20 protein-coding genes and 1 pseudogene are annotated in these 19,624 nt (G+C 64.0%); 13 read left to right on the plus strand and 8 right to left on the minus strand.

Annotated elements, in window-relative coordinates:
- Nucleotides 1-152: 152 nt before the first annotated feature.
- The 3 genes from EN949_RS20055 to EN949_RS20065 all read right to left on the minus strand — a co-directional run bounded on the left by EN949_RS20055 (nucleotide 153) and on the right by EN949_RS20065 (nucleotide 1,872).
- Nucleotides 153-554, minus strand: coding sequence for a hypothetical protein (locus tag EN949_RS20055; RefSeq protein ID WP_013529226.1), 402 nt, complete (start codon nucleotides 552-554; stop codon nucleotides 153-155).
- 233 nt (nucleotides 555-787) lie between these two features.
- Complete coding sequence (gene rpmF, locus EN949_RS20060; RefSeq protein ID WP_008834724.1) at nucleotides 788-970, minus strand: 50S ribosomal protein L32; 183 nt, start codon at nucleotides 968-970, stop codon at nucleotides 788-790.
- A 140-nt stretch (nucleotides 971-1,110) separates the two neighbouring features.
- Nucleotides 1,111-1,872, minus strand: a complete 762-nt coding sequence (locus EN949_RS20065; RefSeq protein ID WP_013529225.1) for a transglycosylase domain-containing protein — start codon at nucleotides 1,870-1,872, stop codon at nucleotides 1,111-1,113.
- Between the two features lie 222 nt (nucleotides 1,873-2,094).
- Between EN949_RS20065 and EN949_RS20070 the strand changes: the two genes are divergently transcribed.
- The 3 genes from EN949_RS20070 (at nucleotide 2,095) to EN949_RS20080 (ending at nucleotide 6,419) form a co-directional block, all read left to right on the plus strand.
- Nucleotides 2,095-3,012 (plus strand): polyprenyl synthetase family protein, encoded by a 918-nt coding sequence (locus tag EN949_RS20070; RefSeq protein ID WP_027162476.1) that lies wholly within the window; start codon nucleotides 2,095-2,097, stop codon nucleotides 3,010-3,012.
- Nucleotides 3,013-3,158: 146 nt separating this feature from the next.
- Nucleotides 3,159-3,965 carry a methyltransferase domain-containing protein gene (locus EN949_RS20075; protein ID WP_127365714.1) on the plus strand — a complete coding sequence of 269 codons (807 nt, stop codon included), beginning with the start codon at nucleotides 3,159-3,161 and terminating at the stop codon, nucleotides 3,963-3,965.
- 114 nt (nucleotides 3,966-4,079) lie between these two features.
- Complete coding sequence (locus EN949_RS20080; protein WP_127365713.1) at nucleotides 4,080-6,419, plus strand: response regulator; 2,340 nt, start codon at nucleotides 4,080-4,082, stop codon at nucleotides 6,417-6,419.
- 18 nt (nucleotides 6,420-6,437) lie between these two features.
- Here EN949_RS20080 and EN949_RS20085 read toward each other — a convergent pair whose 3' ends face one another.
- From EN949_RS20085 to EN949_RS20100, 4 genes are all read right to left on the minus strand, one after another.
- Nucleotides 6,438-7,253 (minus strand): Stf0 family sulfotransferase, encoded by an 816-nt coding sequence (locus tag EN949_RS20085; protein WP_082826558.1) that lies wholly within the window; start codon nucleotides 7,251-7,253, stop codon nucleotides 6,438-6,440.
- Between the two features lie 87 nt (nucleotides 7,254-7,340).
- Nucleotides 7,341-8,195 (minus strand): lytic transglycosylase domain-containing protein, encoded by an 855-nt coding sequence (locus EN949_RS20090; RefSeq protein ID WP_063169169.1) that lies wholly within the window; start codon nucleotides 8,193-8,195, stop codon nucleotides 7,341-7,343.
- Nucleotides 8,196-8,200: 5 nt separating this feature from the next.
- A complete protein-coding gene (gene ispG / locus EN949_RS20095) occupies nucleotides 8,201-9,454 on the minus strand; it encodes a flavodoxin-dependent (E)-4-hydroxy-3-methylbut-2-enyl-diphosphate synthase (RefSeq protein ID WP_024502967.1) in 1,254 nt (417 codons plus the stop codon).
- 334 nt (nucleotides 9,455-9,788) lie between these two features.
- The gene (locus EN949_RS20100; RefSeq protein WP_013529217.1) at nucleotides 9,789-9,968 is read right to left on the minus strand and encodes a YdcH family protein; all 180 of its coding nucleotides are present in this window, start codon (nucleotides 9,966-9,968) and stop codon (nucleotides 9,789-9,791) included.
- Between the two features lie 239 nt (nucleotides 9,969-10,207).
- Between EN949_RS20100 and EN949_RS20105 the strand changes: the two genes are divergently transcribed.
- The 9 genes from EN949_RS20105 to EN949_RS20145 all read left to right on the plus strand — a co-directional run bounded on the left by EN949_RS20105 (nucleotide 10,208) and on the right by EN949_RS20145 (nucleotide 18,859).
- Nucleotides 10,208-10,411: a DUF465 domain-containing protein gene (locus EN949_RS20105; RefSeq protein WP_013529216.1), complete on the plus strand. Its 204-nt coding sequence runs from the start codon at nucleotides 10,208-10,210 to the stop codon at nucleotides 10,409-10,411.
- Between the two features lie 364 nt (nucleotides 10,412-10,775).
- Nucleotides 10,776-11,765, plus strand: coding sequence for a TIM barrel protein (locus EN949_RS20110; RefSeq protein ID WP_063170351.1), 990 nt, complete (start codon nucleotides 10,776-10,778; stop codon nucleotides 11,763-11,765).
- Between the two features lie 41 nt (nucleotides 11,766-11,806).
- Nucleotides 11,807-12,859, plus strand: coding sequence for a substrate-binding domain-containing protein (locus EN949_RS20115; RefSeq protein WP_024502965.1), 1,053 nt, complete (start codon nucleotides 11,807-11,809; stop codon nucleotides 12,857-12,859).
- A 68-nt stretch (nucleotides 12,860-12,927) separates the two neighbouring features.
- Nucleotides 12,928-14,442 carry a sugar ABC transporter ATP-binding protein gene (locus EN949_RS20120; protein ID WP_127365712.1) on the plus strand — a complete coding sequence of 505 codons (1,515 nt, stop codon included), beginning with the start codon at nucleotides 12,928-12,930 and terminating at the stop codon, nucleotides 14,440-14,442.
- A 9-nt stretch (nucleotides 14,443-14,451) separates the two neighbouring features.
- Nucleotides 14,452-15,420 carry an ABC transporter permease gene (locus EN949_RS20125; RefSeq protein WP_127365711.1) on the plus strand — a complete coding sequence of 323 codons (969 nt, stop codon included), beginning with the start codon at nucleotides 14,452-14,454 and terminating at the stop codon, nucleotides 15,418-15,420.
- Entirely contained in the window at nucleotides 15,417-16,292 is an 876-nt protein-coding gene (locus tag EN949_RS20130; RefSeq protein ID WP_013529211.1) for a MurR/RpiR family transcriptional regulator, read from the plus strand. The genes EN949_RS20125 and EN949_RS20130 overlap by 4 nt, the downstream gene beginning before the upstream one ends.
- Nucleotides 16,289-17,182 carry a ribokinase gene (locus EN949_RS20135; RefSeq protein WP_127365710.1) on the plus strand — a complete coding sequence of 298 codons (894 nt, stop codon included), beginning with the start codon at nucleotides 16,289-16,291 and terminating at the stop codon, nucleotides 17,180-17,182. The genes EN949_RS20130 and EN949_RS20135 overlap by 4 nt, the downstream gene beginning before the upstream one ends.
- A 103-nt stretch (nucleotides 17,183-17,285) precedes the next feature.
- Nucleotides 17,286-17,783: a 5-(carboxyamino)imidazole ribonucleotide mutase gene (gene purE, locus EN949_RS20140; RefSeq protein ID WP_063169171.1), complete on the plus strand. Its 498-nt coding sequence runs from the start codon at nucleotides 17,286-17,288 to the stop codon at nucleotides 17,781-17,783.
- Nucleotides 17,780-18,859, plus strand: coding sequence for a 5-(carboxyamino)imidazole ribonucleotide synthase (locus tag EN949_RS20145; protein WP_127371754.1), 1,080 nt, complete (start codon nucleotides 17,780-17,782; stop codon nucleotides 18,857-18,859). Before purE ends, EN949_RS20145 begins: the two co-directional genes overlap by 4 nt.
- Before the next feature lie 6 nt (nucleotides 18,860-18,865).
- On the opposite strand, the pseudogene EN949_RS20150 reads toward EN949_RS20145, so the two are convergent.
- Nucleotides 18,866-19,289, minus strand: a pseudogene (locus tag EN949_RS20150) (lysozyme inhibitor LprI family protein).
- A gap of 240 nt (nucleotides 19,290-19,529) precedes the next feature.
- Between EN949_RS20150 and EN949_RS20155 the strand changes: the two are divergent.
- A partial coding sequence (locus tag EN949_RS20155) for a ribosomal protein bL36 (RefSeq protein WP_127371755.1) occupies nucleotides 19,530-19,624 on the plus strand: 95 nt, incomplete at its 3' end.

Here is a 19,624-nt window from a genome sequence, read left to right on the forward strand (position 1 = left end):
GGTTTCGCCGCCGATCCGGGGTGAGGTCGGGAACTTCGTCATCCACGGGCGGAGCAGGAGCGAGGCTCCGTCGCGCAGACCCGAGGATCCATTCCGTAACATCAGCCGTAGAGTGCAGCGGAGCAGAAACTTCCGCCTTCCGCGCCGGGGACCTAATTCAAATTGATGTCCCGGCTGGCCGACCGCATCGACACCGCGAATCCGGCCAGCACGTCGAACAGCGCGATGACCATCAGGGTGAAGAAAACGGAATGGGCCGCACCCTTCACCAGCAGGAACTCGACCAGGAAGGCCACGAAGACCAGCGTCGACAGAAGATGGTCCATGATCGAGGCGTTGGTGGTGCGCACCGACTTCGCCATTTCGAGGAACAGGAAGATCAGCCCGATCAGCACCATCAGATCGCCAAGCGTCATCGAGAACACGCCACCCGACATCATGCTGAATGAGAAGACCTCGCTTGCCCACGGATCGTCACCGCTGCCGAATATTCCCAGCAGTCCGAGATTGTAGAGCACGAAAGGCACGATCAGCAGCGGAATGGCACCGAACATCTGGCGTCTCCATGTGGGGGCAATCCTTTGTAGAATGCGCCACAGGCACGCCGTCAAGATGTTTCGATGGCAGCGTTGAACACGGTCGAAGACCGCACGCAACAACAATGTCAGCCGGTTGCCTGCAACGATTGCCGCCCACGCGTCGAGATGCGCGCTACCCCGCCCCCCAAACGCAAAAGGACCGGCCACCGGCCGGTCCTTTTGGAATTCAAACCTTTGGAAGGCTGGTCTCAGCTTTCCTTGGGCGTCAACACCTGGCGACCGCGATACATGCCGGTCTTCAGGTCGATATGGTGCGGACGGCGCATTTCGCCGGAATTCTTGTCCTCGACATAGGTCGGGGCCTTGAGGGCGTCGGCCGAGCGGCGCATGCCGCGCTTGGACGGAGAGGTTTTACGTTTCGGAACGGCCATGGATATGCTCCACTACATGGTCAAAAGCCCCGCCCGCCCTCGTGAAAGGGCCATGTCGGGGCCTAAATCTGAGAAAGTCGGGTGCCTATACACGCCCTGTGCCGTTTTGGCCAGCACTGGCGCGAATTTTTTTGGATCGGCTAGCGGAGACAACCGACATAGGCGCCCGAGCGGCCGGCTCGCCGCTCGATCAGATTGGCAAGCCGCCTCAGGCCAGGCCCGGGCTTGGCCGGATTGCGGGCGATCGGATTTGGCAAAGAGACCGCAAGCAGGGCGGCCTGCCGTCGCGACAGCTGTTTTGCCGAGACGCCGAAATGGTGCTGTGCCGCGGCCTCGATGCCGTAGATGCCCGGCCCCCACTCGGCGATGTTGAGATAGATTTCCATGATGCGCCGTTTCGACATCACCGCATCGAAATAGACGGCCAGCGGCAATTCGACCACCTTGCGCACCGAGCCCAGCGGCCGCGACCAGAGATACAGGTTCTTGACCGTCTGCATGGTGATGGTCGAGGCGCCGCGCGTCGCTTCGCCGGCCAGCGCATCGTCGACGACGCCTCTCAGCTCGCCGAGATCGACGCCACGATGAAAGCAGAACTGCCCGTCCTCCGACATGATGACGGAATTGGCCAGCACCGGCGACACGTCGTCGATCGACACCCAGCGGCGGTCGTAACCGGAGAAGGTCGCCAGGTCCTTCAGCATCAGCGTCGAGACAGGATGCACGAAGAACGGCAGGTACAGAAACGTCAGCACGACCGGAATCAAAGCCAGCACCGCGGCCACGACGATGCCGCGCCGGACCCAGCGCTTGAGACCACGGCGGTTTACGCCCCGCGATCTCGTCGCCATGTCCAGCTTTTCGGTTTCATGATCGACGATCGGTTCCGCCAAGCCGCCCAACCCGTGCCAGAGAGCTCGTTTTGAAACGCGCTCCTGTGAGTCATGTGACGGTGTTTTCGAGAACCGGAGCGGAGCGTACATTAGAGTACGCAAGCACCGGAAGCGCAGAAAACGCCCTCAGATGACCGCAGGAGTAGAGTTTCCGAACGGGCTCATACTGCTCCGGCATAATGGCGCTTGCCTTCTTGCGCAACGTCTGAGTGTCGGCTACCGGTCCCGGCCATGACGAATGACGACCAAATGGCGTTCGAAATGGCGCTGATCAGGCGGGCAGCCGCCGTCGAGGTGCTGCTGCGGCGACTGCTCGACGACCGCGCGCTTTCGGGCGAGATCGCCCGGCCGGACCGGCTGATGGCGGCGATGCGCCATGGCGTGCTGAACGGCGGCAAGCGCCTGCGGCCCTTCCTGGTCATGGAAAGCGCCGCCCTTTTTTCCGCCGACGGCGAGGCGGCACTGCGTGTCGCCGCCGCACTTGAATGCGTGCATTGCTATTCGCTGATCCACGACGATCTGCCCGCCATGGACGACGACGACCTGCGTCGCGGCCAGCCGACCGTGCACAAGGCCTTCGACGAGGCAACCGCGATCCTGGCCGGCGACGCCCTGCTGACGCTGGCCTTCGACATCATTGCCGGCGAGTCGACCGCGCTGCCGGCGGAGCGGCGGGCAGCCCTGGTGCTGGCGCTTGCCCGCGCCGCCGGAGCAGGCGGCATGGTCGGCGGCCAGAAGCTCGATCTCGAAGCCGAACAGACGCCGCCGGACGAGGCCGGCATCATCCGGCTGCAGGCGATGAAGACCGGCGCGCTGATCCGCTTCGCCTGCGAGGCAGGCGCCCTCATCGCCGGCGCCCCGGCCGATGACCGCGAGCGGCTGGCCGAATTCGGCTCGGCGATCGGTCTTGCCTTCCAGCTTGCCGACGACCTGCTCGATTTGACCGCCGACGCCAGCCAGATGGGCAAGGCGACCGGCAAGGACGCCGCCGCCGGCAAGGCGACGCTGGTGGCCTTGCATGGTGCAAATTGGGCACGCGGCCAGCTGCACGGCCTCGTCGCGCAGGCGCATGCGCTGCTTGAGCCCTATGGCGACGATGCCCAGTTGCTGAAAGAAGCGGCGACATTCGTGGCGGCGCGTAACAGCTAAGGTTGGTGCCAGCCGGAACATCGAGCTGATTGCACGCACGTCCCCGCCGGCCGGTTCTGAAATAGAACTTGAGCGGAAGCCTGCCGAGGCAGAGGATTGACATCCGCACGGCAAGCACGCGGTGCGGATAAGAGTTGGAGGATGCCATGTCGACCACCGACAAGCTGTTCAGCGGTTCCATTCCCGAGATCTACGACCGGGCGATGGTGCCGCTGATCTTCGAGCCATATGCGCGGGATCTGGCGGAGCGGGTGTCGAAGCTCGGGCCGCAATCGGTGCTCGAAGTGGCGGCGGGCACCGGTGTGGTGACACGTGCGCTCGCAGCAAAGCTGCCGGCGCAAGCGCGCATCGTGGTCACCGACCTCAACCAGCCCATGCTCGACCACGCACGCACGCGGATGGTGGACGATCCTCGCATCACCTGGCAGCAGGCCGATGCTCAGGCGCTGCCCTTCGAGGACGCACAGTTCGACGCCGTGGCCTGCCAGTTTGGCGCGATGTTCTTCCCCGATCGGGTGGGCGCCTACGGGCAAGTTCGGCGCGTGATGCGGCTGGGCGGACACTTCCTGTTCAACGTCTGGGGTGCCATCGAAGAGAACGAGTTTGCCGATGAGGTGACGCGGGCGCTCGGCCATTTTTTCCCGGCCGATCCGCCTCGCTTCATGGCAAGGACACCGCATGGCTATCACGATGCGGACGTCATCCGCGCCGACCTGCATGCCGCCGGCTTCCGTAACATCACCATAGAGCCGCTGGATGCCGTCAGCGCCGCTTCCTCGCCATATGAGGCGGCCACGGCCTATTGCCAGGGCACGCCCTTGCGGGCCGAGATCGAGGCGCGCGGTGGCTCGCTGGGGGAGGTGACGCGATACGTGGCGAATGCCCTTGGGAAACGGTTCGGGGAAGGCCCGGTGAGTGGCCGCATCCGCGCCCTCGTCGTGGACGCGGCCTAGGCGCGCTGTCCATCCGGCGGCTCGCACGGCTCGCCTGCCCGAACGAACGAAATTTTAATGTAAATGAAGCGTAATCCCGGCCATTAAAATGGTGCGTATGTGTTGGGGTTGCGCATGCCTGAATATTCGTCCTTCATCCGGTCGGTCCGGATCCGCTATATTTCAGGGTTGCTGATCTTCGCGCTGGCTTCCGCCGGCATCGTGATTGCGCTTGATCGCGTCAATTCCTTTCGCCGCGACATCGATGCGCTGAGCAGCAATCTCGTCATCTTCACCCGAGACCTGCGCAACGCGACCAGCTTTGCCGAGACGACCGGCACCGCCTGGCGGGCGGAGACACGCGATGCCCTGACCACATCGGCGCGCGGCCATTCGGAGCGCCTGACCGGCGAGATCGAGACGCTGACCGCCCAGCTTGCGGCGATCAAGCCGCGGCTGTCGATCAAGACCGTCGACGAACTCCAATCCGCTTCAGTTAACGGCGATCTGTTCTGGTCGCCGCGCGACATGGTGCGCAATTTCAACCTGATGTCGGTGGCGCAGAAGGTCGACGAGTGGAGCTATCGCGAAATCCGCAACCAGAATGACCTGTTCGCCCAACCCATGCTGGTTCGCGTCCGCACCGCCATGGATGATGAGCGCCATCTGGCCGATGCCTCCAGCGACAGGCTGTTGTTGTGGGCCAGCGGGATCCTGTTCGCGGCCCTTGCCATCGTCGCCTTCTGGATCTTCCGCCCGATGGAAGTGGCGATCCGCCGCGCCTTTGCCGAATCCGCCGAATCCCTGTTCAAGGCCGAGGCCGCCGACCGCGCCAAATCGGAATTCCTGGCCAATATGAGCCACGAAATCCGCACGCCGATGAACGGTGTGCTCGGTATGGCCGAACTGCTGGCCAAGACCGATCTGACCCCACGCCAAAAGACCTTCACCGACGTTATCGTGAAGTCCGGCAACGCGCTGCTCACCATCATCAACGACATCCTCGATTTCTCCAAGATCAATGCTGGCCAGCTCACCCTCGACCCTGCTCCCTTCCGCCTTTCCGAGGCGGTCGAGGACGTGGCGACGCTGGTCTCGGCGCGCGTCGCCGAAAAGAACCTCGAACTGATCGTGCGCGTCGATCCGCGCCTGCCGGCCCATGTCGTCGGCGACGCCGGCCGGTTCCGGCAGATCATCACCAACCTGCTCGGCAACGCGGTGAAGTTCACCGAGAAGGGTCACGTGCTGATCGACGTCGGCGGCGAGATCGTCAACGACGTGGTCCAGCTCAAGATCCGCGTCGAGGACACCGGCATCGGCATACCGGCCGAGAAACTGCAGAACGTGTTCGAAAAATTCGCGCAGGTCGACGGCTCGTCCACCCGCCGTCATGAGGGCACGGGGCTGGGCTTGGCCATCGCAGCACGCCTCGTCGACCTGATGGCAGGCAAGATCGGCGTCGAGAGCGAGATCGGCCGCGGCTCGGTGTTCTGGTTCGCGGTGCCGCTGGCCGCGCATCAGGCCGCGGCGCGCGACGAGATCGTGCCGGTCGACGTCACCGGCGCGCGCGTGCTGGTCATCGACGACAATCCGGTCAACCGCGAAATCCTGCTCGAGCAGCTCAGGAGCTGGAGCTTCGACTGTGCCGCCGCCGAAAGCGGCGCCGTCGGCCTGGCCTTCCTCGATCGCGCCTTTCAGTTGGGCGCCGCCGTCGACTGCATCATCCTCGACTACCAGATGCCCGGCATGAACGGCGCCGACGTCGCCAGGGCAATTGCTTCCGACAGCCGGCTGTCCTCCATCCCGGTGGTGTTGCTGACCTCGGTCGACCAGGTCGATTTCGGCAAGATGATCATCGACTTCGGCATTGCCGCGCATCTGACGAAGCCGGCGCGCTCCGCGGTCCTGCTCGGCACCGTTATTTCGGTCGTGCAGAAGGCCCGTTCGCAGGTCGGCAAGGCGCAGTTTGTCCGCGAACCGATCGTCCAGGCTCCCCCGGCAGCGCCGCCCGCCTTTACCGTCATCCGCGGCCCGGCGCTGCCAGTCGCGGCAGCACCGGAATCGACAACCACGCCGAACGGACCGATCGACATCCTGATTGCCGAGGACAATGACGTGAACCAGCTGGTCTTCGGCCAGATCCTCAATGGCTTGGGCTTGAGCTACCGCATCGCCGGCAACGGCCGCACGGCGGTCGAGATGTACCGGGCGCTGCGCCCCAAGCTGATCCTGATGGACGTCTCGATGCCGGAGATGAATGGCTACGAAGCGACCCGCGCGATCCGGGCCATGGAGACCTCGACGGGCACCCACATTCCGATCATCGGCGTCACCGCGCATGCGCTGAAGGGCGATCGCGACAAGTGCATCGAATCGGGCATGGACGACTATCTGCCGAAGCCCGTTTCGCCCGACCGACTGGGCACCAAGATCGGCACCTGGCTCAGCGAGACCGTGGTGGCCAAGACGGCCTAGCCTGCCTCCATCGATGCATCAGGCGGCTGCGTCGAGGCGATAGCGGCGCATCCAGTCGAGGCTGGTGTCGTCGGAGAGCTTTGCGACGCCGGGCCTTACATCTTCGGCGTCTGGTGCTTGGACATCCAAGACTTCACAGATGCCTAGCAACGTCGCCGCCGGATTGCTCGAAAGGCGCTCGTAGCCAACCCGAAGCGGGGTTATGCCTTGCTCAGCGAACCAGATGTTCCATGCCGCATCATAGGTCTCGAGTACCTCGACCTCACGCCTGATCCGCTCGAAATCATATTGGGGCTCTTTCGGCGGTGCGACCCTTTCGATCTCGGTGCCGTCGGGAGCGATATGCCAAAGACCGGTCTGCTCTGCCTTGATCAGGGAGACAGCCTGCGCAAGCTTGTCCTCCCGCGAGAGGTGTATGTAGAGAACATTGCCGAATGCTCTTTCGAACCGTGCTCTGTCGGATGACAGTTTTGGGAAAATCCGGCCGAGGATCGCCGAAAGCTCATCCAGATTTTCGCGCATCAAGCGGAGACCGAAGAGGCCGGTCCCACCCTTGCCAGCGGCGATCGTAGCATTGAGGTAAGCGGCATCGAATTCGCGCTCGCTCATCGCGGCGCGATCGAGCAGCTTCCACTCTTCGGCCCACTCCACCACGTCCTGGCGCCGATAAAACGAATGTGGATCGCCGGCGGTCTTGGTGGACGCCAGGAGCTTGCACAGCAGCGTGCTTCCGGTCCTCGGTGTGCCGCAGATAATGTATCCATCGAACATGTTGTGCCCACGCGGCTTGTCAAAGGCAGGGGCTGTCGCTCCTGGTAAGATGACCGCCGCCATAGCTGAAATCCTTGGTGGATGCGACGTCACGGCTGTCGCTTTCTAAATGCCTCTCTCAGACAAAATACCCTGCCGGCAGGGGTCAAATCACCGGTTGCGCACCACCACGCATGCCCCACCGATGCTTTGCAATTTCTGGCAGATGACGTTTGCATCGGCGCGGTGGTCGACACCGATCCTGACCGCATAGATACCCCGCCGGCCGATCGGCGTGCGCACCCGGCTGACCACTGGATCGTGCCCGTTGAGCAGGGCCGGGAACCGGCTCCTTATCCTGAGCCACTGGTTGATCGCGGCACTGCGGCGGAAATTGCCGGCCACCTGGATGCCCCACGGCTTTACGTTGATCGAGGCCATCGCCACGGTCCGCGACATGATCACCGGCAGTTTTCGGCAAGCGACGGCAAAATCCGCCTTAGCGTCGAGCGGTTCGACCCTTCCGGCATAGGCTCGGTCGGTGAACTTGTCGGCTGGTTCGCCCATGATGTCGAAGACATAGCTTTCGGTTTCCATCGGCAGGAAACCGCCGGAACTGAGCCAGCGCGACACCCGGCTCTCGCCGGCATTGTAGGCGGCGGCCGCCAGGCCGAGATTGCCGTAGCCGGTTTTCATTTCGGCGAGATATTTCGCCGAAGCCGGGATCGCCTGATTGATGTCGAAGGAATTGGCAAGCCCGCGCATCTTGGCGGTTCCCGGCATGAACTGGGCAATGCCTTCGGCGCCGACGGGACTGACGGCGTTGGGATCGAAACGGCTCTCCTTCCAGATCAGCCGGGCGAAGAAATCCCTGGGCAAACCATTCTGGTCGGCATGCGCCTGGATCAGGTTGCAGACCTTGTCGATAAGCCGTTGCTTGGCGGATTGCGGCGGATCGGCCTGAGCCAGTGTCGACCAGACTAGCCCACACAGCAGGACCAGCGTCGCCCACAGGAAACGCTGCATTTGACCTACTCTGCCGCGGCCTTGCCGCCGCGACCGAACCGCTGTTCGATATAGTCGGCGACCATTTTCTCGAAATCCGCCGCGATCGACGGTCCGCGCAGCGTCGCCGCCTTCTTGCCGTCGACGAAGACAGGCGCCGTCGGCGTCTCGCCGGTGCCGGGCAGCGAAATGCCGATATCGGCATGCTTGGACTCGCCCGGGCCGTTGACGATGCAACCCATCACCGCGACCTTGAGGTTCTCGACGCCGGGATATTTGTCGCGCCACACCGGCATGTTCTTCCTGAGATCTGCCTGGATGTTCTGAGCGAGCTCCTGGAACACGGTCGAGGTCGTGCGGCCGCAGCCGGGACACGCGGCGACGATCGGCACGAACTGCCTGAACCCCATCGTCTGCAGCAATTCCTGCGAAACCTGCACCTCGCGCGTGCGGTCGCCATTCGGCTCCGGCGTCAGCGAGATGCGGATGGTGTCGCCGATGCCTTGCTGCAGCAGGATGCCCATGGCGGCCGACGAAGCGACGATGCCTTTCGAGCCCATGCCGGCTTCAGTCAGGCCGAGATGCAGTGCATGGTTGGAGCGGGTGGCGAGCTCGGCATAGACGGCAATCAGGTCCTGCACGCCGCTGACCTTGGCCGACAGGATGATTTTCTCGCGGCCAAGGCCGATCTCTTCCGCCATCTCGGCCGAGAGAATGGCCGACTGCACGATCGCCTCGCGCATCACCTCTTGCGCCGTCAGCGGAAAACCCTTGTCCTGGTTGTCGTCCATCAGCCGGGTCAAAAGCTCCTGGTCGAGCGAGCCCCAGTTGACACCGATGCGCACCGGCTTGTCATGCCTGATCGCCATCTCGACGATGTCGGCGAACTGCCGGTCCTTCTTGTCCTTGAAGCCGACATTGCCGGGGTTGATCCGATATTTGGCCAGCGCCTCGGCGCAGGCCGGGTGATCGGCCAAGAGCTTGTGGCCGATATAGTGGAAATCGCCGACCAGCGGCACGTTGATGCCAAGCCGCTGAAGCCGCTCATGAATGCGCGGTACGGCGGCGGCACTCTCGTCGCGATCGACGGTGATGCGCACGATCTCGGAGCCGGCCCGGTGCAGTGCTGCGACCTGCGCGACGGTCTGGTCGATATCGGCCGTGTCGGTGTTGGTCATCGATTGGACGACAACGGGCGCGCCGCCGCCGACGACCACGCCGCCGACATCGACGCCGACCGAGGTGCGGCGGGGGAAAGGAGAGGAAAAATATCCGGTCATGCCGGCAGCCTTTTGTCTCTGGAGCATCTTGTGTCCTGCATGGGCGCACAACGACGCCCCGGGCCGATGCGCTGAGGTCCGGGCATGAGGTGGAGGAGCAAAGATGGCTTGTCAATGGCGACAGGTCGCCACTGGCCCGAATCGGCACGTCGCCAACGACCAAAAACAATCGATGATCTGGCGAAACGGGCGACGGCCGAAGCGGATATTAAGCCGGGTGCAAGTCCAGCTTCGGCTGACAGACCGTGCTGGGAAATCAAACCTCTCCACGCCGGCGGCGGGGAGCCGCCGGGAAAAGAGGCCGCGGATACCGCGCGGCTATGTCAGGAGGGCATCAATGCGTGGTCGGTTTTCCTCTTAGTTTTTCAATCTCGTCCTTGAGTGCCAGCTTGCGTCGCTTAAGATTCACGATTTCGAGGTCGTCGACCGATGGATGATTCATCGCGTCATCGATTTCACGTTCGATGTCGCCGTGTTTCCGCTGCAACTCATCAAGATGGGATGCAAGAGACATGATTGGTTCTCCCTTTCATGGTTTTCCTCGATTGCAACCGTCACGGCGCGTCCACCGCAGGTTCGCTTCTGTGACGGCACGGTGACAGTGTGTCACCTTCCGCGGGCGATGTCGAATGATCCGTGGTAGCATTCCACGACACTGTGAAATGTGATATGGGCTGCACGCCGGTGACAAAACACCCGGCCCCGCCCAATCAGGCCCAGCTTTGGGCGCCGCAGACGTGCAGACGGTAGAGAATGTCCGATCAGGAACAGGCCGATATTCGCCTCGAATTTTCCCGCCTGAAGCAGGAACACGCCGATTTCGATGCAGCCATCAACGCGATGATCGCCATGGCCTGCGATCCGCTGCAGATCCAGCGCATGAAGAAGAAGAAGCTGTTCCTCAAGGACCGGCTGATGGCGCTGGAAGACAAGATCATTCCCGACATCATTGCGTGAACGATGTGATGTGCTGACGCTGATCGAGCGCCAGGCAGCGGCGATCTGCATCTCCCTGCGCGGTCGTGTGACGGTGCCTTTGGCCGGTCAATCGTTGGGCTCTTTTTCGCCGGTGCACTAGCCGCGACGGCGCGTCCTGCCGGGCGATCTCGCACATGGAGCACCTCGAACTCGACGGCTTCGTCGCACGCTCTCGGTCAGTGATCCCACCGTTCTGACGGATTGTCCGGCGACGCCGCTGGGAAACCTGCGCCTTCGCGCGGCTCAGCCCCGGCCGTCGACACAGCTCACCGCCCGCCCCTCAAAACAATAACTTTACAAATATTTGTATTTATGTGAAGTCATGACGATTGAAGGATCGACCATGACAGCCACTCGTTTCGCCACGCGCCTGAATTCCTTTGCCTCGCGGCCGCAGGCCGAATGGCCTGATCTTACCGGCAAGCCGTCGCTGCTGCAGATGGCGGCGCGCGCCGCCAAGGTCGGCGGGCTTACCGATCTCGACCTCAACTTTCCCGACCATGTCAGTGAAAAGCCTGCGGAAATCGCCCTCAAACTCGGCGATCTCGGGCTTTCCATCAATGGCTTTGCCATGCGCTACTACTCCAACCCCGCCTTCAAGCTCGGCGCATTCACCAATCCGGATCCGGCGGTGCGCCGCGAGGCCATCGACCTGACCAAAGCCGGCATCGATGCCGTGCGTGAGGCCGGCGCCAGCCTGATGACGCTGTGGCTCGGCCAGGATGGCTTCGACTACGCCTTCCAGGCCGACTATGTGACGCTTTGGCAACACGAAATCGATGGGATTCGTGAAGTAGCCGCGCATGATCCCGACTGTCAGATCAGCCTTGAGTACAAACCGAACGAACCACGCTCCTACAGCCTGATGCCGGATGCGGCGACGACCTTGCTGGCGATCCGCGATGTCGGCCTGCCCAATCTGGGCGTCACCCTCGATTTCGCCCATGTGCTCTATGCCGACGAACAGCCGGCCTTTGCCGCGGCCCTGGTGGCGCGCCACAGCAAGCTGCTCGGCGTGCATCTGAACGACGGCTACGCCAAGCGCGACGACGGCCTGATGGTCGGCGCGGTGCACACGCTGCAGACCATCGAGTTGCTCAGGCAGATTCGCCGCGACGGTTACGCCGGCGCCATCTATTTCGACACGTTCCCCGACATGACCGGGCTCGATCCGGTGCGCGAGTGCGAAGTCAACATCGCCACCGTCAAGCGCATGCTGCGCGTCGTCGACCGGCTGGGGCAGGACAATCGCCTGTCCGCCGCCATGGACAGCCAGGATGCGGTGACGTCGCAGGCCATCATCCAGGAAATCATGCTCGGGCCGGATAGCTGAGGCATGCGCACCATTATCGTTTTCAACAAGGGAGGAATACAATGAAACTTCTGCTTGCCACGGCTACCGCCGCACTGATGGCGCTGTCGATCGGCTCTGCCTTTTCGGCCGACCTCGCGCCGCTCAATTCCGACACGGAAAAGGACCGCATCGACTGGTCGCAGGTCGAGGCCAAATTCGGCGCGTTCCCCAAGCTGCCCGAAGGCACCAAGGCAGGCGCCGTCTCCAAGACGCTGACCAATGAATACTGGCGCTCGCTGGGCGAGGGCTACACGGCATTCGGCGCCAAGGTCGGCGTTCCCGTCGTCTATCAGGCAGCGCAAAGCGAGGGCGACCAGCTCGGCCAGCTCACCATCGCCGAAGGCCTGGTGACGCAGGGCTACAACGTGCTGCTCGTCTCGCCGCAGACGGATGCCAATCTGCAGCCGATCATGGAGCAAGCCAAGGCCGCCAACGTGCCGGTGGTCAACGTCAATGACGCCGTGATCCCGCAGGCCGAACATTATGTCGGCAATGTCCAGCGCGACAATGGCGTGCGCGTCGCCAAATGGTTCATCAAGAACCGTCCGGATGGCGGCAAGGTCGCCATCGTCGAAGGCCAGGCTGGCGTCTATGCCGCCGTGCAGCGCACCGACGGCTTCAAGTCGACCATCACCGAGGCAGGCAAGTTCGAGGTCGTCGCCAGCGTTCCCGGCAACTGGGACCGCCAGACCTCCTATGATGCGGCCACCAACATCCTGCAGCAGCACCCCGACCTGATCGGCTTTTATGCCAACAATGACGGCATGGCGCTCGGCATCGTCGAGGCAGTCAAGGCCGCCGGCCTGCAGGACAAGGTTGCGGTCTTCGGCACCGACGGCATTTCCGACGCCTATGCCTCCATACGGGCCGGCGAACTGACCGGCACGGTCGACAGTTTCCCGGTGCTGACCGGCGAAGTGGCGTTGGAAACTGCTCTGCGTCTCGTCGCGGGACAGAAGCTGCCCCGCGTCGTCGCCACGCCCCAGGCACTGATCACCAAGGACAATGCCGACCGCTATTCCGGCGCCGGCGCGCGCAAGGCACTGCTCGAGGACGCGGCTGCGGGCCAGTAAGGCCAATCGGCGAGTGCCGGCCAGAGCAATTCGCTCCCGCCGGCACCGTTGCCCGGAGATAGAACCCAATGTCACCCCGGCTGCAATTCCAGGGCATTTCCAAGCTGTTTCCGGCCGTGCGGGCGCTTGACGGCGTGTCGTTCTCGGTAGGTGCCGGTGAAATCCACGGCCTGCTCGGCGAAAATGGCGCCGGCAAGTCGACGCTGCTGCGCATCCTGTCTGGCGTCCACACGCCGACAGCGGGAAGCGTCCTCATCGACGGCAAGCCGGTTACACTCGCCAACCCGGTCGCCGCACGCGCTGCGGGCGTCGCCATGATCCATCAGGAATTGCAGCAGGTACCACGCCTTAGCGTCGCCCAGAACATGTTCCTAGGCCATCCGCTGACGCGCGGCGCCATCTTCGTCGCCCGGCGCGAACAGGAGCGCCGTGCTGCGGAGGCTCTTGCGGCCATCGATCCCTCCATCGATCCGGCTGCACCCCTCGGTACCCTGAAGGTGGCGCAGCGGCAGATTGTCGAGATCGCCCGCGCGCTGCTCGATCGCGCCCGCATCGTCGCCATGGACGAGCCGACATCGAGCCTGACGCCGAGCGAATTCGAACGGCTGGCGCAAGTCGTCACCGGCCTCGCCCGCGACGGCGTCGCCGTCGTCTATGTCTCGCACAAGCTGGACGAGGTGTTCGGCATCTGCCGGCGCGCCACCATCATGCGCGATGGCGTCGTCGTCGATTCCGTCGATCTGAACGACCTGTCGGAGAAAGCGGTCGTGGCGATGATGGTCGGCCGCGAACTGGCGCAGGAGCAGCATAATTCCCATGCCACGAACAAGGTCATGCTGAGCGCGCGTGGCCTCTCCTCGGCGACGAAGGTGCGCAACGTGTCGTTCGATCTGCATCGCGGCGAGGTGCTGGGCATTGCCGGCCTGGTCGGTTCCGGCCGCACTGAACTGCTGCGGCTCTTGGCCGGCGCCGATCGCGCCACGGCCGGGACGATTGCAATCGACGGCAAGGCGGCACGGTTCTTCAGCCCGCGTGACGCGATTGCCGCCGGCGTCGGACTGGTGCCGGAGGAGCGCAAACGCGAAGGCATCGTGCCGCTGCGCTCGATCACCAGCAATATGGCGCTGGCCTCGATGGCCGTGTTCGCGCCGCGCGGCCTCATCGATCACGCCAGGTTGAAACAGGTGGCGGCCGAGAAGATGAGCCGCGTCAATCTGCGCCCATTCCTGCTCGACCGGCCGATCCGCCTGTTCAGCGGCGGCAACCAGCAGAAGGCGATCATCGGCCGCTGGCTGGCGGCGGGAACACGCATCCTCTTGTTCGACGAGCCGACGCGCGGCATCGATGTCGGCGCCAAGGCGGAGATCTATCATCTGATCGAGGAACTCGCCGCCGAGGGCCATGCGGTGGTCGTCGTCTCCTCCGAACTGCCCGAGGTGATCCGGCTTGCCGACCGCGTGTTGGTCATGCGCGACGGCACCATCGCCGCCGAACTCGATAGGGCAAATCTCTCAGAACAGGCGATCGCGGCGCACGCCATCCCGCAAACGCAAACGCCGGCCGCACAGCCGGCAAGGCAGTAGGTGACGGATATGTCGGATGCCACTCTGGTGCGGCCCCAGGCCGAATTCCTGCGCGGTGTTTCCATGCGCGACGCCGGCACGCTGATCGGGCTTGTCGTGATCCTGGCCGTGTTCGGCGCGCTGGTGCCGGGCTTTTTCGCCGAGCGCAACCTGATCAACATCCTGCAGCAGTCGAGCATCAATGCCTGTCTGGCGCTGGGCATGACGCTGGTCATCATCTCCGGCGGCATCGACCTGTCGGTCGGGCCGACGGCGGCACTCTCGGCCGTCATCTCGGCCTCTATGATGGTCGCCGGCGTGCCGTTTCCGCTGGCCATCGCCGCCGGCTTCGCCATTGGTCTTGCCTGCGGCCTCGTCAACGGCGTGCTCGTCGCCCATGTTGGGCTGCAGCCCTTCATCGTCACGTTGGGAACGCTCAGCACCTATCGGGCACTGGCGCTGATCTACACCGGCGGCAATCCGGTCCTCGGCCTGCCCCCAGGCTTTCGCGCCGTCTTCAACGGTTCGCTGTTCGGACTGCCTCTGGCGGTCGTCATCGTCGCCTGCGTGGCTGTCGTCACTTGGGTCGTTTTGAAGAAGACGCCCTTCGGCGAATATCTGCTCGCCATCGGCGGCAACGAGGAGGCGGCCTACATCGCCGGCGTGCCGATTGCCCGCACCAAGATCGCCGCCTACATGATCTCAGGCCTGCTGGCGGCGCTTGCCGCGCAGATCCTGATCGGCCGGTTGGGCGCCGCCGAACCCATCCTCGGCAATCTCTGGGAGCTCGACGCCATCGCGGCTGCCGCCATCGGCGGCGCCTCGCTGATGGGCGGCAAGGGCAGCGTCGTCGGCACCATCCTGGGCGCCGTCATCCTCGGCGCCATGCGCAACGGTTTGACGCTGATGAACGTCCAGTCCTTCTATCAGCTTCTGGCAACTGGTCTTATAATCCTCGCCGCGATGCTTATCGATCGCGTGACGAGGGGGCGTGGATGACCTTGAGCGGGCTGGACCTGAAAGCGGTAGGACCGCGCATCCGCATGATGATGCCGCATCTCACTCCGCTGGAGGCGAAGGTGGTGGAAACCGTCTTCGGCCGGCGCGGCTTCGACGAGAGCATTCCGCTGAAGCAGATCGCCGAGGAATCCGGCGTGTCCGAGGCGATGGTGGTCAAGATCGCCAAGAAGCTCGGCTTTTCCGGCTATCGCGACTTCCGCACCGCCGTCTACGAATACAGTCGCCTGCCGACCGCCGAGATGCACCAGGAACTGTCATCCGACGACAGTTCGGCCGAGATCGTGCAAAAAGTGTTCCGCACCTCCATCCAGGCGCTGGAGGAGACGCTGGCGATCCTCGACATCGAGGATTTCGACCGCGCCGCCGAGCTGCTCTTCCGTGCCAAGAACCGGGATTTCTATGGCGTCGGCGGCTCGGCGCAGATCGCGCGCGACGTTTCGCACAAATTCCTGCGCATCGGCATCCGCGCATCCGTCTACGACGATTCGCACATGATGCTGATGTCGGCCTCGCTGCTCGGCGGCGACGACATCGCCGTCGGCTTCTCGCATTCGGGCAACACGTCGGCCGTTATCGACGCCATCCAGTTGGCCCGCAAGAACGGTGCCCGCACGCTGGCCATCACCAATTACGACAACTCGCCCCTGGCCGCCGTCGCCGATATCGTTCTGTGCTCGACCGCGCAGGGCTCGCCGCTGATGGGCGAGAACGCAGCGGCCCGCATTGCCCAGCTCAACATTCTCGACGCGTTGTTCGTCGCGGTGGCGCAGCGCGACTATCAGGCGGCGGAGCGCAATCTCGGCCGCACCATGTCGGCGGTGACATCGAAACGAAAAGACCGGGGCTCATGACGACAACGCCGCTGGTGACCGTGTTCGGCAGCCTGCATTACGACATTATGGTCGACGCGCCCGACCGCCCGCGCAAGGGCGAGACGGTGACCGGCCATGCCTGGCACCCCAAATGCGGTGGCAAGGGCGGCAACCAGGCCGTCTCGGCGGCGCGGGCCGGTGTGTATGCGGCGATGATCGGCGCCGTCGGCGACGATGATTTCGGGCGGGCGTTGCTGGCCAATCTCGATCGCGCCAAGGTCGACCGCCGCTTCGTGCGGGTGGCCGCTGGCGCCGGCTCCGGCATGAGCGTGGCGATCTTCGACCAAGGCGGCGACTATGGCGCGGTGATCGTCTCGGGCAGCAATCTGACACTGGGCCATGCCGACAGTGCCTCTGCTTCCGATGTGGTGGGACAGACGGCGGTGCTCCTGCTGCAGAACGAAGTGCCGGAAGCCGCCAACATTGCCGCCGCACGCGCAGTCAAGGCACGGGGCGGTCGCGTCGTGCTCAACGCGGCCCCCGCGCGCAAACTCTCCGAGGCGTTGATCGCCCTGGTCGACATATTGGTGGTCAACGCCATCGAGGCGGAATTCCTGGCTGGCACGGCAGTGGTCGAGACACTCGACGGGGCCGCGCAAGCCGCACGGCTATTGGCCGATCTCTATCCCGTGGCGATCGTCACGGCGGGCGGCGAAGGCGTCGCCTGTTGCGACCGGAGCGGCGAGGCCTTTGCGCTGTCCGCCATCCCGGTCAAGGTCGCCAGCACGCATGGCGCCGGCGATGAATTCGTTGGCGCGCTGGCCGCGGGACTTGCCCGTGGGCAGACCATGCGGGCGGCCATCACCGCCGCCAACGCGGCTTCGGCCTTGCTGGTCTCGACGCCAGAGGCCGAGCGCGACGGCATCTGACCGGCTGGTTTCCGTCTTGCCAGACCGCAGCAGCGGCCGCCTATCCTTGCGGCCTCGCGCGAATTCCGCTAAGGCGCGCCTTTGTCGCCGGGGAACACGGACTTTGGACGATCAACGCGCCGACGTCGCCATCATCATGGGCAGCCAGTCCGACTGGGCGACGATGCGCCATGCCGCCGAAACGCTGGAAGCACTTGGCATCCCGCACAAGCGGCTCATCATCTCCGCGCACCGCACACCGGACCGGCTCTATGATTTCGCCAAGGGCGCCAAGGCGGCCGGTTACCAGGTGATCATCGCCGGCGCCGGCGGTGCAGCACACCTGCCCGGCATGACGGCGGCGATGACGCCATTGCCGGTGTTCGGCGTGCCGGTGGAATCGAAAGCGCTTTCCGGGCAGGATTCGCTGCTGTCCATCGTCCAGATGCCAGCCGGCATTCCCGTTGGAACGCTGGCCATAGGCAAGGCTGGGGCCGCCAACGCAGCCCTTTTGGCCGCCGCCGTGCTGGCCCTGAACGATGACAGCCTTGCCGTCCGTCTGGATGCCTGGCGCGCCGCGCAGACTGCCAAGGTCGCGGCTGAACCGACGGATACGCCGTGAGCCTGCCCGCCGGATCGACCATCGGTATCATTGGCGGCGGCCAGCTCGGCCGCATGCTGGCTGTTGCTGCCGCCCGTCTCGGCTACCGCACCGTGGTGCTGGAGCCGCAAGCGGATTGCCCGGCCGCACAGGTCGCCAACCGGCAGATAACAGCCGCCTATGACGACCCGGCCGCCCTTGCCGACCTGGCAGCGTCGAGTTCCGTCATCACCTACGAGTTCGAGAACGTCCCGGTCGCGGCGGCCAGCGCGCTGGCGGCCAAGGTTCCGGTCTATCCGCCGGCGCGTGCGCTGGAAGTGGCGCAGGACCGGGTGGACGAAAAAACATTCCTCAACGGCATCGGCATTGCCACCGCCGATTTCCACGCCGTCGACAATGATGACGAGCTGGCGGCGGCGCTGAAAGCATTCGACGGCAGCGGCATCCTGAAGACCCGGCGCATGGGATATGACGGCAAGGGCCAGCGCGTCTTCCGAAACATGGAAGCCGGCGGTTTTGCCGGCACATGCGAGGCGATGGGCAATGTGCCGCTGATTCTGGAGTCTTTCGTGCCGTTCGAGCGCGAGATATCGGTGATCGCGGCGCGTGGGCTGGACGGTGCGGTTGTCGCCTACGATCCAGCCGAGAATATCCATCGCAACGGCATTCTCCACACATCGACCTTGCCGGCCGCCATTATGCCGGAGACGGCGCAAGCGGCCCGAACGGCGGCATCGAAGGTCCTGTCGGCGCTGAACTATGTCGGTGTCATCGGCGTCGAGTTCTTCGTGCTGGCCGATGGCTCGCTGCTGGCCAACGAGATCGCGCCGCGCGTGCACAATTCCGGCCATTGGACGGAAGCCGCCTGTGTCGTTTCGCAGTTCGAGCAGCATATCCGCGCCATCGCCGGCCTGCCGCTCGGCGGCCCGGACCGCCATTCCGACTGCGTGATGGAAAACCTGATCGGCGACGATGTGCTGCGCGTCCCGGAGCTTCTCGCCGAGCCCGATCTGATGCTGCATCTCTACGGCAAGACCGAAGCGCGGCCCGGCCGCAAGATGGGTCATTTCACTCGGATCAGACGTCGCGCCTCATAAGGTTGCCTACTGCGCGTCGTCGCTCTCGTCCTGCCCTGTATTGGCGCAACTCCCATCGCCTTCCTCGCAATTGGCCGCGGCAGCGAGCTGCTTGACGCGGTCATTGGTCAATCTGGGTCAGGCATTGCGAAACTTCCATCGAATGGATCGATCCGCCTTCGCTGGCGGCGGTGGAATGCGCGCACTCGGCATCGCGAAAAGTGATCCAGGCGCGTTGCGCCACCTGCAGCAATCTCTTGCCGTTGGCATCGTCCGAGCTGGTGAGGTTCTGATAGGCCGTGTTGAGCCTGGCGTCGGCCGCCTGGTAATCCTCGCCGGCACAGATGTTCATCATTTGCTGGCTGTCGTCGCTGCGGTCGCATTCCTGCGCGCGCGCAACCGAAGCTGCCGCCAGCAGGACAAGGCAGGCGGCCAGGAACATCCGGCGCATAGTCGTCTCCAAATCATTTCACGGCGACCGCATCATCCCAGCCGGCCCAGGGCCGCGCAATGCCGCAAGGCCGACATGGCGGATAATTGATGACAGGGATGATTCACAGCCGCTATGGAGCACGCTTGCGGTTGACAGGGACAAGGCTCCTCGTTTATGAGCCACCCACAGTTCAAAGGCGCGTCTTCTGGCGCGCCTTAAAATTTCGACCCAACCGGGTCCACACCGACAGGCAAGACCATGAAGATCAAGAATTCGCTCAAGGCGCTGAAGGCGCGTCACCGCGACAACCAGCTGGTTCGCCGCAAGGGCCGCATCTACATCATCAACAAGAC

The organism is Mesorhizobium sp. M7A.F.Ca.US.007.01.2.1 (assembly GCF_003998165.1).
Lineage (GTDB): Bacteria > Pseudomonadota > Alphaproteobacteria > Rhizobiales > Rhizobiaceae > Mesorhizobium > Mesorhizobium ciceri.